Source organism: Flavobacterium pygoscelis (assembly GCF_023162025.1).
Taxonomy (GTDB): Bacteria; Bacteroidota; Bacteroidia; order Flavobacteriales; family Flavobacteriaceae; genus Flavobacterium; species Flavobacterium pygoscelis.
In genome coordinates this window covers 148,246-163,492 of the sequence record NZ_JALNUB010000008.1, presented here as the reverse complement: position 1 = coordinate 163,492, position 15,247 = coordinate 148,246, and the positions used below count along the sequence as shown (strand labels likewise).

The window sequence follows — 15,247 nt, the reverse complement described above, 5'->3', positions numbered from 1 at the left end:
CCCTAACCCTCCCCGAAGCGGAAGGAACCAAAATAGGATTGTTGTTAATTATTTTATTATGTTTTGTTTTTAACTTCAGACTATGACTGACTACTTTTTCATTCCGTTCAAAATTTCTTTTATTCTATTCACACTTTCCATTTCCTCAAAAATGGCGTTATAATCTTCGTTTATTAGTAAATCTTTAAACTGAGTCAAATTAGAAATATACTCTTCTAGTGTTTTTATAACTTGCTTTCTGTTTTGTTTAAAAATTGGTGTCCACATGGCTGGTGAACTTTTAGCTAATCGAACAGTACTTTCAAAACCAGAACCCGCCATGTCAAATATATCCTGCTCGTGTTTTTCTTTATTAATTACTGTCTTTCCAAGCATAAACGAACTAATATGTGATAAATGCGAAACGTAAGCAATGTGTTTATCATGCGATTTGGGTTCCATATAACGAATTCTCATTCCCAAATCTCTAAATAATTCCAATGCCTTTTCCTGAAGTTTAAAAGCTGTCTTTTCTACCTCACAAATAATATTGGTTTTCCCTTCAAACAAACCGTGTATGGCGGCTGATGGTCCAGAAAATTCAGTTCCTGCTATAGGATGTGTAGCAATAAAATTTCTTCTTTTTGGATGATTGGCAACTGCTTCACAAATAGGCATTTTAGTCGAACCAACTTCAAAAACTATTGTATCATCTCCAATTGCGTCTAATACAGTTGGCAAAACTACCATCGCCACATCTACGGGAACAGACACAATTACAAAATCTGCCGATGCTAAATCTTCTATTTTTCCAGCCAAATCTATAACGCCTAAATCAATTGCTTCTTGTAAATGCTTTTCATTAGCATCAATACCAAAAATCGTGGAATTCGGTTGCAACGCTTTGATGTCTAATGCCATCGAACCGCCTATCAGTCCTATTCCTATTACGTATACTTTCATTTTTTGTTTTTTTTGAAGCCAATCCTGCTATCCGCTGTATCTTTTTTTGGCCGAAAAGCCAAAAAAAGGATGCCGCTTCTATCAGGGCTAGGGTGACTTTTTTCAATCACAACATTCTTCCTTTCAATAATCTATCGTTATTCCGTTAGAGACGCGATTCATTGCGTCTCTACAGTGTGAATCTTTCTATTGCTTCCTGTACTTTATCCTCTTTCACACACAATGAAAACCGAATATATCCTTCGCCATTACTACCAAAAATAGTTCCTGGTGTGATGAATATCGATTTCTCGTATAAAATCTGATCAATAAAATTTTCTGCTGAAGTTATTCCTTGTGGTAATTTTGCCCAAACAAATAATCCAACTCCTTCCTTATATACTTTGCATCCTAGTTTCTCAGCCAATTGTTCCGTAAGAATTCTTCTTTTTTTATAAATCGCATTCATTTCTTCAAACCAAGAAGCATCACTTTTCAAAGCTTCAATGGCTCCTTTTTGAATTCCAAAAAACATTCCGCTGTCCATATTACTTTTTACTTTCAAAATAGCATCAATACAAGCGGCATTTCCTAAAACCATTCCGACTCTCCAACCTGCCATATTAAAAGTTTTACTCAAAGAGTTTAGTTCTAAAGCCACTTCTTTGGCACCTGCAACCTGCAGCAAACTCATCGGATTGTCATTCAAAACAAAACTATACGGATTGTCATTTACTAGTACTATTTGATGCTTTTTGGCAAAAACTACTAACTTTTCAAACAATTCCAAATTTCCTCTCGCTCCCGTTGGCATGTGTGGATAACCAATCCACATGAGTTTTACTTTCGATAGCTCTAATTTTTCTAAAGCTTCAAAATCAGGCTCCCAATTCGTGTTTTCTTTTAGATCATAATAAACAGGAATTGCTCCCACTAAATTGGTCACCGAAGTGTACGTTGGATATCCCGGATTCGGAATCAAAACATGGTCTCCCTCATTCAAGAAAGCCAATGAAATATGCATAATCCCTTCTTTAGAACCCATCAAAGGCAAAATTTCTGTATTTGGATTTAAAGTGACATTATAATTATTTTTATAAAAATCAGCCATTCCCTGACGCAATTCTGGCAAGCCTTGATAACTTTGATATTGATGTGCTGCATCCTCCAGCATTGCTGCAATCATAGCATCAACTACTGCTTTTGACGGCAGTAAATCAGGGCTTCCAATTCCCATATTGATAATTGGTTTCCCCTCTGAAGCCAATTGTCTCACTTCTCTCAATTTTGAGGAAAAATAGTACTCTTCAATTGTGTCTAAACGTTTCGCTGTTGTAATCATGATTTCATTTTAAAATCTTTCTCTCTTCTTAATTTCTTTTCGAACTTATTCTTTTGTGTTTTTATATTCTCCCAAAACTTTAAAATATTCCGCCATAATAATTAATAGCGATTTTGCTTTGGCATAATCTTCATATTTATCAAAAGTGATATCTACAAAAAAGGAATATTTCCAAGGTGTTTCGATTTTTGGTAGCGATTGAATCTTAGTTAAATTCATTTTGCAATCACTCATTACATTTAAAACTGCTGCTAAACTTCCTCGTTTATGATCCAATTCAAATTTTAAAGAGGCTCTTTTAATCTCCTTTTCTGGAACAAAAGAATTTTCCTTCTTTAAAATAACAAAACGAGTCATGTTATTTTTTATCGTCTGAATTTTAGGTGCTAATATTTCTAATTCATACATCTCTGCTGCCGTTTCACTTGCAATTGCCGCAATGCCTTTTAGTTTTTTTTGCTGAATTCTTCGAGCCGTTTCAGCGGTATCTTTATCTTCTACTAATTTTATATTTGGATATTTTTTTAAGAAATCCATACATTGCAAAATAGCCATCGGATGAGAATGTACTTCAGTAATATCTTCGATTTTTTGACCTTTTAAAGCCATTAAATTTTGATTTATATTTAGGTAATGCTCTCCTATTATGTGTAAATTATTTTTATCTATTAATGCATAATTTGGAATAATAGGTCCTGCAATAGAATTTTCGATGGCCATAACCGCTTGTTCAGAATTGCCTAAAAGTAAACTAGTTACCAATTCCTCAAAAGACAAACACTCATCGACTAGTACGTTATCCTGAAAGTATTCTTGCGCCACTTGATGGTGAAAAGAGCCTTTTATTCCTTGTATTGCAATTTTATTATTCATCTTATTTTTTAAAATTTAGGCAAAAAAAAATCCCGATTCACATCGGGATTGTATATTTTATAATTATCAATTTAATTTTTAATTAAATAACCATACAACAATCCCTCTCCTGTTTCCAGAAATAAAAAGAATTGCTAAAATAAAATCGGTTATTGAACATTGTGTTGTGTGGTTTTCTATTAAACTCTTTGCGAATGTATAAATAATTTTGGGGGCACCAAAAAAAAAGCGCTCTTTTTTAGAACAAAAAAAGAATTAGCTGTAAAGTTAGTCCAAAATTATACAATCATTAAAAAAAAGCGAATTAAATGATTTATAAATAACTGGGTTTTCAAATCAAGTAAGTTTTAAAACAAATAGTTATTATTTTTTTACTCGTGTTGGTGTGTCTTTGCCCGTTATAATACTCTGAGAACTAATAGCAATTGCCTCAATAATTTTGGTCATATTATCTAAATCTAATGTTGCTAGTTCATCACTCAATTTATGATAATTGGCTTCTACATCCATTTTAGAAGTTGAAATGGTATGTGCAGGAACTCCTTGTGCGGCCAATCTTGCATTATCTGAACGATAAAAAAGTTGCTCTGTAGGATATGGATCTTGATAGAAATTAAAACTTGTACCTTTTAAATTATTTTGCAAAATAGTTCCGAAATCTGTTTTTTCAAAACCAGTAATGTAAGCTGAGTTTTTACCCCACTTGCTTTCGGTACCAATCATTTCGATATTAAACATTGCCACTACTTTTGCTGGATCCATCTTAGCAGAGAAGAATTTTGATCCAAAACCGCCCATTTCCTCTCCTGTAAAGGCAACAAAAATAATCGTACGTTCATTTTGACCTAAATCTTTAAAATATTTTGCCAATGCAATTACAGCTGTCGTTCCAGATGCATCATCATTTGCGCCATTATAAATCTTGTCTTCACCTTCTTTTTCCATTCCTAAATGGTCATAATGTGCAGAAAAGATAACAAATTCTTCTGGTTTAGATTTTCCAGGTAAAACTCCGATTACATTGTTTGCCTGTTTCCCTTTAACATCAAATTCTTGACGGTAATTGGTCAAATTATCATAGTAGGAAAGGTTAATTTTCTTGAATTCGTTTTCAATAAAAGCAGAAGCCAGTTCACTACCTGCTGAGAATGTGGCTCTTCCTTCCATTTTATCAGATGCGAGCTCCGTCTCAATTCGGATTACTTCTTTCTTATCAATTACTACTTTTTTCTGAGCTTGAACTAAAAATCCAAGAAAAAGGAAGACTAAAATAATTTTGTTTTTCATAATGATACTGCTTATTTATTTGATTATACGTTTTAAAAAGTGCTATCGAAAACCATACTTCAGTCTTAAAACGCTCTTTTTAATAATAAATAACTAATTTTTTTTAAAATTACTTATTTGACATTCAAAGAAACAACAAATCCATCTTTTTCTGATTACTTTTGCAACAAATAATACGTCATGTCAATAGAAGTAAATAATATATCCAAAAGTTATGGTGCACAATGCGCCTTAGACAACATCTCCTTTTCTGTAAATAAAGGTGAAATCGTTGGTTTTTTAGGTCCAAACGGAGCTGGTAAATCTACTTTAATGAAAATATTAACTACTTACATCAATGCAGATCAAGGTTCTGCGATGGTAAATGGACATGATGTAAACACGGATCAAAAAGCAGTACAGCTTTCTATTGGTTATTTGCCAGAACACAATCCGCTTTACTTAGATCTTTATGTGAGAGAATATCTGGCTTTTAATGCTGCTGTTTATAAAGTGGCTAAATCCCGAATTGAAGAGGTAATTTTACTCACCGGATTAGCTACAGAAAGTCATAAAAAAATTGGACAACTCTCTAAAGGTTATCGTCAACGTGTAGGACTTGCAAACGCTTTATTGCACAATCCCGATGTTTTGATTTTGGATGAACCAACGACTGGTTTAGACCCAAATCAATTAATCGAAATTAGAAATGTGATAAAGAATGCGGGGAAAAACAAAACTGTTTTCCTTTCTACTCATATTATGCAAGAAGTAGAAGCTATTTGCGACCGCGTTATCATTATAAATAATGGTAAAATTGTTGCAGATAAAAAATTAGACAAACTTATTTCTGCTGATAAAGAGCAAGTAATTGAAGTTGAATTTGACTATAAAATAGAAGAACAAGCGATCTCTAAAATTGAGAATCTTACTTCCTATAAAAATACGCATGACATGATTTGGGAATTAACTTTCCTTGCCGACAAAGACATGCGTTCAGTAGTTTTTGATTTTGCTACTGCCAATGGATTAAAAACGCTTCAACTGAATCAAAAAAATAAAAACCTAGAAGCTGTATTTAGAGAAATAACTAAAAAATAACTTCTTATTGCTGTCTGTAGATTTCAACTTTCTCTCTTGAAAGTCGTTGTTCCAACCACAAAATTAGTTTTTGTTTTGAACTTTTTGAAAGCTCACTTTTACTCTCGTAAATCATTACTGGAACTACTTTAGACTTTTCTGTGTTTTCGTCATAGGTATGATTTGAGATTGCAAGATTTTCAATTTCTGGAAAAATGATTTTAGCTTCGGCTAATACTACAGCATTATTATAAGTGTTTTGCTTAATTTGTTTTTCTAATTGCAAAATAGTTAAATCCTTTTTGTTTAAAATTGATTTCTCCAAGTTAATTTGGTTGGAAATATACTTTTTGATGTCAGTTGTATCTTGTCTTATTTTTAATTCTGTATTTTCAATACCGTAATTTTTCAATCTTTTATTCAGGATTTGTAATTCTTCATTCGTTGTTTTTTTGGCAAGAAAAACAAGTTCTATTTTTTTGGGAATCACATTAGTTTTTATTTTTTTATAAAGAATAGTATATCCTTTATTGGTAAATTCATCTGTTATAAAAAGTTCAATTTTTTGATTGTACTTTTTTTCTTGAATTAAGATGTAAGCAAAATAAACGCTAGGAATAATCATCACCAAAATTAATGAAGTCATAGCGTATCGCACCTTTTTTTCGCGACCTTCATCAATTTGTTTCACCGACGGGTATTTCAGGTATTTAACAATCAAAAAAGTTGCAATACATATAAAAACACAATTTATAATGTACAGGTAAATAGCACCAAAAAAGAAACCCATATTGCCTATTGCTAATCCGTAACCTGCAGTACACAAAGGAGGCATCAATGCTGTTGCAATAGCGACACCCGGAATAGGATTTCCTTTTTCGACTCTAGTTATGGCTATAACTCCAACTAATCCTCCAAAAAAGGCAATGAAAATATCATAAATATTAGGTGAAGTTCTGGATAATAATTCAGATTGTGTTTCCTTAAAAGGACTTAAATAAAAATAAATAGTAGAGACTACCAATCCAACAATTGTGGCAATAAGAAGGTTTTTTAATGCTTTTTTCAAAAGATTAAAATCATAAATTCCTAAACCAAATCCAGCTCCAACTATTGGACCCATTAAAGGAGAAATTAGCATCGCACCAATTACTACCGCCGTAGAATTTACATTTAAACCAACTGACGCTACCACAATTGCACAGGCTAAAATCCAAAAATTAGATCCTCTAAAAGAAATATTGGCTTTTACATTTTCTAATACTTTTAACCGGTCTTCTTCACCAGAATGCAGGTTAATAAAATTTATAATTTTATGGATAATGTCTTTCATAAATGTGTGTTTGCTACCGTAAAAGATGAAATTACATATTTATTTTTGATTACACTACGCAATTTATTTTTTATTTCTTTCTTTGGAATAGAGATCAGATATCGTGTAAAATTTCATGTCATTTGACTTGATATATTTGCATATTGCTATCAAAGTTTTGTATTCGGTTTCGTATTGCGCATCCGACTTATAAACTGGCTTATGTGCATAAAAGATCACCACTCTATTATTTTTTTTTGCATACTCTAACAAAGATAGAAAATAGGGAATACTGTATTGTGGATAGCTATTATCAATTCCTAATCCATATAAAACTCTGTTATAATTAAAATAACATTTTTGCTGATTAGGTGCTACTTTACCATAAGTTGTTGCTCTAATAATATTAAATTCTTTGAGCAAAAGAGTATCTGTTTTTGCATCTCTAGATCCATAAGGATAAGCAAAAGAGTGAATGGGCATTGCATTTTCATTCATCGATTGCATCATTGGAAAAATTTCTTTATTTAAGTACTGTATGTCACCATTCTTGGTTTGATAAGGTGCCGCTTTAACGTGCATCCAACCATGTCCTCCAATTTCGTTTCCTTTACTTTTTAAAATTTTCAATTTATTTAATTGAGAAACGGGAAGCGTGTTGAATTGAGATATAAAAAAAGTAGCTTTCCAATTGTATCTTTCCAATAATTTATCGGCGTTATACCATTCATCAACATAATTATCATCAAAAGTAATTGCAACACCAGCTTGTAGTTTTTTTTCAATTGGCGAAGCAACATTATCTTCACTTTTACTACAAGAAAATAAAAAAACAATACTCATTAATAGAACGCCAATTTTTAATTTCATTATTTAATATTTATCAGTAATTGAAGCAAAAGAAATATCGAAGTAGAATACTACACTTGTACCTATAATTTGAACAACCGTTCTTATTAAAGACAAAATATTTATTTATACGGGAAAGATACAAATCAACACGAAAGCCAATTACTTTTTTTAATATTTTTTGATAAAAAAAATAGTGAGAATTATTTTTGAAAGTAAATAAATTCCTCAACATTAAAATACCTGACTTGCTATTTGCCTAATGTTCTCTGATTTTCCCATAGAATAATAATGCAAAACAGGAACCCCAGCAGCTTTTAACTCCAATGATTGTTGAATTGCCCACTCAATTCCAACTTGTCTAATCCCTGCATTATCTTTACATTCCTCTACTGCTTGAATTAAATCCTCCGGTAAATCGATACGAAAAATTTGGGGTAATATTTGTAAATGTCGTTGTACTGCAAGTGGTTTAATCCCCGGTATTATTGGAACCATAATTCCCATTTCTCTTGCTTTGGCAACAAATTGAAAATATTTAGCATTATCAAAAAACATTTGTGTCACTACATAATCTGCACCTGCATCTACTTTTTCTTTCAATCGTTTTAAATCAGAAAGTAAAGAGGGCGATTCTAAATGTTTTTCAGGATAACCAGCAACGCCAATACAAAAATCAGACTTATTATCCGTATGCATTACATCATGAAGATATTTACCTTGATTCAATTGATCAATTTGTTTTACTAGATCAACAGCGTAATTATTCCCACCATATTGCGCTTTAAAAGACTGCTCCTCTTTCATGGCATCACCACGAAGCGCCATTACATTATTGATTCCCAAATAATGGCAATCTACTAGCAAATACTCTGTTTCCTCTTTTGTAAAACCACCACAAAGTACATGAGGAATTGTATCAACATCGTATTTATGTTTTATTGAGGCACAAATCCCTAAGGTTCCAGGGCGCATTCTAGTTAATTTTTTATCCAATAAGCCGTTGTCTTTTTTAACATAAATAAATTCTTCACGAGAAGTTGTTACATCAATAAACGGTGGCTTAAACTCCATCAAAGGATCTATATTGTCATACAAATCTTGAATACTTTTGCCTTTTTGAGGCGGAATAATTTCAAAAGAAAATAATGTCTCTCCTTTTGCGCCTTCTATATGTTGTGTTACTTTCATTTTAAGTCTTAAAGTTTGAATGTCTAAAGTCTAAAGTCATATCCTTTGGACTTTATGACTATTTTTTTAGTCTGCTATATTGGGGTTTAACCATTTCATGGCTACTTCCGTTGGAATACTTCTTCGTTTTGCATAATCAATCACTTGATCTTCCTTTATTTTTCCGAGTCCAAAATACTTACTTTCTGGATTTCCAAAATAATATCCTGAAACAGCAGAAGCAGGCCACATGGCCATACTTTCGGTTAAAACAACTCCTATTTCTTCCTCAACATTTAACAATTTCCATATAGTAGGTTTTTCTAAATGGTCTGGACAAGCAGGATAACCTGGTGCGGGACGAATTCCTTTGTAAGTTTCCGCAATCATATCTTCGGTTGTCAAAGCTTCATCAGCCGAGTATCCCCAAATTTCTTTACGTACTTTTTCATGAAGGTATTCTGCAAAAGCTTCAGCCAAACGATCTGCCATTGCTTTGACCATGATCGCATTATAATCATCTAAATCTTTTACAAATTCTTCTGCCCATTCATCGACACCAAAACCCGTTGTTACACAGAAACAGCCCATATAATCTGTTATACCACTATCTTTTGGCGCAATAAAATCAGATAAAGCCATATTTGGAGCGCCTTTTGTTTTTTGAGATTGCTGGCGCAAAGTCAAGAATTTCTCTAGTACTTTTCCGTTTTCATCACTCAATTCAATATCATCATCATTGACTTGGTTGGCTGGAAAAATGCCGTAAATTCCTTTGGCTGTTAGTTTCTTTTCTTTTAAAATGACTTTTAACATCGCTTTGGCATCCGCAAAAACAGCAGTTGCTTGTTCTCCCACTACCTCATCGGTAAGAATCTCTGGATATTTTCCGTGCAATTCCCAAGTTCTAAAAAATGGTGTCCAGTCAATGTAAGGAACCAAAACATCTATATCGACTTCAATAACTTTTACACCAATAAAATTGGGTTTCACTGGTTTGTAATTTGCCCAATCCAATTGCAATTTATTTTTTCTTGCCTGTTCTATTGTTAAGAAGTTTTTATCGCGAGATCGGCTCAAGAAAGTCTCTCTAAAAGCATCGTATTCTTCGCGAATCGAAGCCATATATATTTTTTTATCACTATTTAGCAAACTTCCCGCAACTGTTACCGCTCTAGAAGCATCGTTGACATGAACTACGGTTTGCCGGTATTGTGGAGCAATTTTTACAGCTGTGTGCGCTCTCGAAGTAGTCGCTCCACCAATCATAATCGGGATTTTGATGTCTTGTTTATCTAATTCTTTAGCCAGATAAACCATTTCGTCAAGCGAAGGCGTAATCAATCCGCTAAGACCAATAATATCTACGTTATGCTCTATCGCGGCTGCAATAATTTTCTCTGGCGCAACCATTACACCTAAATCGACGATTTCATAATTATTACAGGCTAAAACGACCGAAACAATGTTTTTTCCAATATCGTGTACATCACCTTTTACAGTAGCCATCAAGATTTTTCCGTTCCCTTGCTTGTCTCCAGCTTGTTTTGAGGCTTCAATAAATGGCAATAAATAAGCTACCGCTTTTTTCATTACACGTGCTGATTTTACCACTTGTGGCAAAAACATTTTTCCTGATCCAAATAAATCACCCACGACATTCATTCCTGTCATTAAATTAATTTCGATCACTTCAATTGGCTTTGCGGCTGATAATCGCGCTTCCTCAACATCTTCTTCAATATATTGATCGACACCTTTTACAAGAGAATGTGTAATTCTTTCTTGTACGGTTCCCGAACGCCATTCTTGAATTGCTTTCTCATTTCCTTTTACATCACCTTTTACATTTTCGGCAAAATCCAATAAGCGTTCTGTTGCATCATCACGTCTATTTAAAATTACATCTTCTACATGCTCTAATAAATCTTTTGGGATTTCATCGTAAATAGAAAGCATTTCTGGGTTTACAATCCCCATCGTCATTCCGTTTTGAATGGCATGATACAAAAACACTGAATGCATTGCTTCACGAACTGTATCGTTTCCTCTAAACGAAAACGAAACATTGCTCACTCCGCCACTAATATGGGCATGCGGCAAGTTTTCCCGAACCCATTTTGTTCCTCTAAAGAAATCTAAAGCATTCAGGCGATGCTCATCCATTCCTGTTGCTACTGGAAATATATTTAAATCAAAGATTATATCTTGAGCTTGAAAACCCACTTTATTTACCAAAATATCATACGAACGCTGACAAATTTCTACTCGTCTTTCGTAATTATCAGCTTGCCCTACCTCATCAAAAGCCATAACAATTACTGCAGCTCCGTAACGCTTGATTAATTTAGCATGATGAATAAATGCTTCTTCACCTTCCTTCAAAGAAATAGAATTCACGACACTTTTCCCTTGAACTACTTTCAAACCCGCTTCTATAATTTCCCATTTCGAGCTATCAATCATGATTGGCACACGCGAAATATCAGGCTCGGCAGCGATTAAATTCAGGAATTTTGTCATTGCATAAACACCATCAAGCATCCCTTCATCCATATTAATATCGATGATTTGGGCGCCACCTTCTACTTGCTCTTTGGCAATACTAAGTGCTTCTTCGTATTTTTCTTCCTTGATTAATCGAAGGAATTTTCTAGAACCTGTAACGTTTGTTCGTTCTCCAACATTGATAAACAAACTCTCTGGAGTTATTGTTAAAGGCTCTAATCCTGATAATACAAGGTTTTTTCTTGTTTCTTTTTCTGCCATTTTATTTATTTTTAATTCTAAATCATTTTGAAAATGAAATAGATTTAATCTTTATTTTTCATGTTTTGGGCGTGACCCAAAAAGGGTCGGGCTATCGTTTCAAGTCCTCGCTTAGTTGCGCTATCGCTGCAGTTCACTGTGGGCTTTTCACTGCTATCCCTCACGCGGTTTTGTGTGAATACCGCATTCTGTTGTTCATTCCTGCAAGGTTTATATAACCTTGTAGGTATTGGTTTATTAAGTCTACTTATGTTTTATACCTACGAGGTTTAAAAAATCTTGCAGGATCAGCTCTATTTTAACTACAAGCTTTAAAAAAATTTGTAGGATAAGCTCTGTTTTATACCTACAAGGTTTAAAAAACCTTGCAGGATCAGCTCAATACTTTTTGAGTTTTAAACAAAAGAGAAATCTTCATTATGTGATTGCTTCGTTTCTGGCAATGACATTTTACATCACCGCCGTCGAAACTCTTGGCTTATAATTCTTTGCAATATCTGCGATTAACTTGATGTGGGCTGGGGTTGTTCCGCAACAACCACCTATGATGTTTACTAAATTATCGTCTAAATAGGTTTTGATTTGCGCTTGCATTTCCTCTGGCGTTTCATCGTATTCTCCAAAAGCATTTGGCAATCCTGCATTAGGATGTGCCGAAACATTAAATGAAGTATTGTGTGAAAGGGTTTTTAAATAAGGCTTTAACAAATCGGCACCAAGGGCACAATTAAAACCTACACTTAACAATGGAATGTGTGAAACTGAAACTAAGAAAGCTTCGACCGTTTGCCCAGAAAGTGTTCTTCCGGAAGCATCGGTAATGGTTCCAGAAACCATGATAGGAATATCAATATTGCGTTCGTCTTTCACTTCTTCGATAGCGAAAAGCGCCGCTTTAGCATTTAAAGTATCAAAAATAGTTTCGACTAATAATAAATCGCAACCGCCATCCATCAAAGCTTCTACTTGTTGTTTGTATGCCACGCGCAAATCATCAAAAGTTACGGCTCTATATCCAGGATCATTTACATCTGGTGACATGCTTGCTGTTCTGTTGGTTGGCCCTATAGAACCGGCTACAAAACGCGGTTTTTCTGGATTTTTTGCCGTGAATTCGTCAGCTACTTCTCGAGCAATTTTTGCAGATTGAAAATTCATTTCGTAAACCAAATCTTCGAGATGGTAATCGGCCATTCCGATTGTGGTACTCGAGAAGGTATTGGTTTCAATAATATCGGCTCCTGCTTCAAAGTATTTAGCATGAACTTCTCTAATCGCTTTGGGTTGGGTTAGCGACAGTAAATCATTATTTCCTTTTAGTGAATGTGGAAAATCTTTGAAACGCACTCCACGAAAATCTTCTTCGGAGAAATTATAACGTTGCAACATGGTTCCCATGGCTCCATCTAAAATAAGAATTCTCTCTTTTATTGCCGTTTGAATGTTTGACATAATAGTTTCAGTTCTTGAAAATCTTTTTTTAGGAGATTTTTACTTTTGATTAATATTTACAAAAGTTCACTATAATGGCTTTTTAGCCCTGATGGAAGCGGTATCCTTTTATTCTGGGGTTCAGAATAAAAGATATAGCGTACAGCAGGAAGAATATTGGCAAAAAAAGCACCAATAATCCGCTCAAAAAGGATATTAAAATGTTGTCAAGAAAAGGTTGGGGAAATACTAAGTGTGTATTCGTGTGTTATCTATCCACATATTTTGTGGTAGAATGTAGCACCTTCTTTATAAAATAAAGGGTTGCTAAGGTTTCATTGGGTCTTTCCCTCCGCCTTTCGTGATAACTTTCAATAAATATAGGAACACTGCAAAGTAAAGACATAGCGTTACTACTTGCAAGTAATAACGCTATATTTTTTAACTATTTTTTGGTAAATTGTTAAACTATTGCTTTTACCACAGCTTTTGGCGCTTCCTTACGAGTACCATCAAATCCGTCAACACCGCTAACGGTAGTGTATTTTAGCACATATTTCTTACCTGGATTAATGATTTGGTAAGCAGCTTGACACATTAAAGTAGCTTCATGAAAACCACAAAGGATTAATTTGAGTTTTCCTGGATAGGTATTTACGTCACCAATGGCAAAAATACCAGGAATATTGGTTTGATAATCTAACGCATTATTTACTTTAATCGCATTTTTTTCTATTTCTAATCCCCAATCTCCAATAGGACCTAATTTGGGCGTAAGACCAAAAAGAGGAATAAAATAATCTGTTTCGATGGTTCTTGTCGCACCATTTTCTTCGAGCACAATTGATTCTATGCGCTCTGCGCCATTGATACCAATAACCTCAGCTGGAGTAATTAATCTAATTTTTCCTGCTGTTTTTAACTCCTGTACTTTATCAACAGAATCTAATGCTCCTCTAAATTCATTTCTTCTGTGCACTAAAGTTACCTCTGAAGCTATATTAGATAAGAAAATACTCCAGTCTAATGCAGAATCTCCACCACCAGCAATTACAACTTTCTTGTCTCTGAATTTTTCTGGATTTTTGATAAAATACTTGATTCCTTTGTCTTCATAAAAATCAATTCCATCAATAAGAGGTTTTCTTGGCTCAAAACTTCCTAATCCGCCTGCAATTGCAATAACAGGAGCATGAAATTGTGTTCCTTTATTAGAGGTAACTATAAAAGTTCCGTCCTCTTGCTTATCTATTGTTTCTGCTCGTTCTCCTAGCGTAAATCCTGGTTCAAATTGCTTGATTTGTTCCATTAAATTATCAACTAAATCTCCCGCTAAAACTTCTGGAAATCCTGGGATATCGTATATTGGTTTTTTAGGGTACAACTCTGAAAGTTGCCCTCCTGCTTGTGGTAAAGCATCTAATATATGGCATTTTAATTTTAACAAACCGGCTTCAAAAACAGCAAATAAACCTGTTGGACCAGCTCCTATTATAAGAATATCAGTTTTAATCATTATGTTACTATTTATAGTCATTTTATGAGTTTACAAAGAAACGAATATTTGTTTCTCCTTTTTATGATTTTTATCATTCCTTTAAATTTAAAAGAACTTTTTATATATTTTTTAACGTTTCGGTAATCTTATTCATTTTTTCGACTTTTTCTTCAAAGTTTCCTTTCAAAGTTTTCCGATATTCATTTAAGTTCAATACCATTTTATTAATATCATCTGGAAGTACTTCTTCAAAAAACTCACGTAGTCTTTTGGCCGTAGTTGGGGATTTTCCGTTAGTTGATATAGCAATTTTCACATTCCCTTTTGTAACAATACCACCCAAATAATAATCGCATAAATCAGGCGTATCAGCTATATTACAAATCAAAAATCTTTTTCGAGACAAGTCGTAAATTTTTTTATTTATCTCTAAATCATCAGTACAGGCAATAACCAAATGTCTTTTTTTAAGCATTTTTTTTTTGAATTTCTTCATGGTTAATTTTACAGAATCGTATTGATGTACTAAATCGACTAGTTCTGGTAAAAATCGTGGAGCAACAACTTCGACAATTGCATTGGGGCTGGATTTTAATAAAAAAGATAATTTCTCTAATCCTACATTTCCGCCACCAACAATAAGCACGTTCAGTTGATGCACTTTTAAAAAAATGGGGTAAAGCTGATTCCTCTCTCCCAAATCCTCTCCTAAGGAGATGGAAGCCGAGTCGTGACT

The 15,247-nt window shown here is 33.8% G+C and carries 12 protein-coding genes and 1 riboswitch; of the genes, 1 reads left to right on the top strand and 11 read right to left on the bottom strand.

What is annotated here, in order from left to right; all coding sequences use genetic code 11:
* Window positions 1-90: 90 nt before the first annotated feature.
* The 4 genes from MW871_RS13440 to MW871_RS13425 form a co-directional block, all read right to left on the bottom strand.
* The gene (locus MW871_RS13440) at window positions 91-942 is read right to left on the bottom strand and encodes a prephenate dehydrogenase (protein ID WP_248428998.1); all 852 of its coding nucleotides are present in this window, start codon (window positions 940-942) and stop codon (window positions 91-93) included.
* 169 nt (window positions 943-1,111) lie between these two features.
* On the bottom strand, window positions 1,112-2,263 hold the full coding sequence (locus MW871_RS13435; RefSeq protein WP_248428997.1) for an aminotransferase class I/II-fold pyridoxal phosphate-dependent enzyme: 1,152 nt from the start codon (window positions 2,261-2,263) through the stop codon (window positions 1,112-1,114).
* Window positions 2,264-2,308: 45 nt separating this feature from the next.
* Complete coding sequence (locus MW871_RS13430) at window positions 2,309-3,136, bottom strand: prephenate dehydratase (RefSeq protein ID WP_188051313.1); 828 nt, start codon at window positions 3,134-3,136, stop codon at window positions 2,309-2,311.
* Between the two features lie 363 nt (window positions 3,137-3,499).
* Window positions 3,500-4,423 (bottom strand): M20/M25/M40 family metallo-hydrolase, encoded by a 924-nt coding sequence (locus tag MW871_RS13425; RefSeq protein WP_248428996.1) that lies wholly within the window; start codon window positions 4,421-4,423, stop codon window positions 3,500-3,502.
* Between the two features lie 180 nt (window positions 4,424-4,603).
* Here MW871_RS13425 and gldA point away from each other — a divergent pair, with 180 nt between their 5' ends.
* A complete protein-coding gene (gene gldA, locus MW871_RS13420; protein ID WP_248428995.1) occupies window positions 4,604-5,503 on the top strand; it encodes a gliding motility-associated ABC transporter ATP-binding subunit GldA in 900 nt (299 codons plus the stop codon).
* A 4-nt stretch (window positions 5,504-5,507) separates the two neighbouring features.
* On the opposite strand, the gene MW871_RS13415 is transcribed toward gldA, so the two are convergent.
* The 7 genes from MW871_RS13415 to MW871_RS13385 all read right to left on the bottom strand — a co-directional run bounded on the left by MW871_RS13415 (window position 5,508) and on the right by MW871_RS13385 (window position 15,211).
* Entirely contained in the window at window positions 5,508-6,815 is a 1,308-nt protein-coding gene (locus MW871_RS13415) for a TIGR00341 family protein (protein WP_248428994.1), read from the bottom strand.
* A gap of 63 nt (window positions 6,816-6,878) precedes the next feature.
* Window positions 6,879-7,664, bottom strand: a complete 786-nt coding sequence (locus MW871_RS13410; protein ID WP_248428993.1) for a polysaccharide deacetylase family protein — start codon at window positions 7,662-7,664, stop codon at window positions 6,879-6,881.
* Between the two features lie 213 nt (window positions 7,665-7,877).
* A complete protein-coding gene (metF, locus tag MW871_RS13405; RefSeq protein ID WP_188051318.1) occupies window positions 7,878-8,834 on the bottom strand; it encodes a methylenetetrahydrofolate reductase [NAD(P)H] in 957 nt (318 codons plus the stop codon).
* Window positions 8,835-8,900: 66 nt separating this feature from the next.
* Entirely contained in the window at window positions 8,901-11,582 is a 2,682-nt protein-coding gene (gene metH, locus MW871_RS13400; protein WP_248428992.1) for a methionine synthase, read from the bottom strand.
* A gap of 450 nt (window positions 11,583-12,032) precedes the next feature.
* Window positions 12,033-13,034: a homocysteine S-methyltransferase family protein gene (locus tag MW871_RS13395; RefSeq protein ID WP_248428991.1), complete on the bottom strand. Its 1,002-nt coding sequence runs from the start codon at window positions 13,032-13,034 to the stop codon at window positions 12,033-12,035.
* 244 nt (window positions 13,035-13,278) lie between these two features.
* Window positions 13,279-13,384, bottom strand: a riboswitch (SAM riboswitch).
* Window positions 13,385-13,476: 92 nt separating this feature from the next.
* Entirely contained in the window at window positions 13,477-14,529 is a 1,053-nt protein-coding gene (locus MW871_RS13390; RefSeq protein WP_210646647.1) for an NAD(P)/FAD-dependent oxidoreductase, read from the bottom strand.
* 100 nt (window positions 14,530-14,629) lie between these two features.
* Entirely contained in the window at window positions 14,630-15,211 is a 582-nt protein-coding gene (locus MW871_RS13385; RefSeq protein WP_248429000.1) for a precorrin-2 dehydrogenase/sirohydrochlorin ferrochelatase family protein, read from the bottom strand.
* Between the last annotated feature and the right edge of the window lie 36 nt (window positions 15,212-15,247).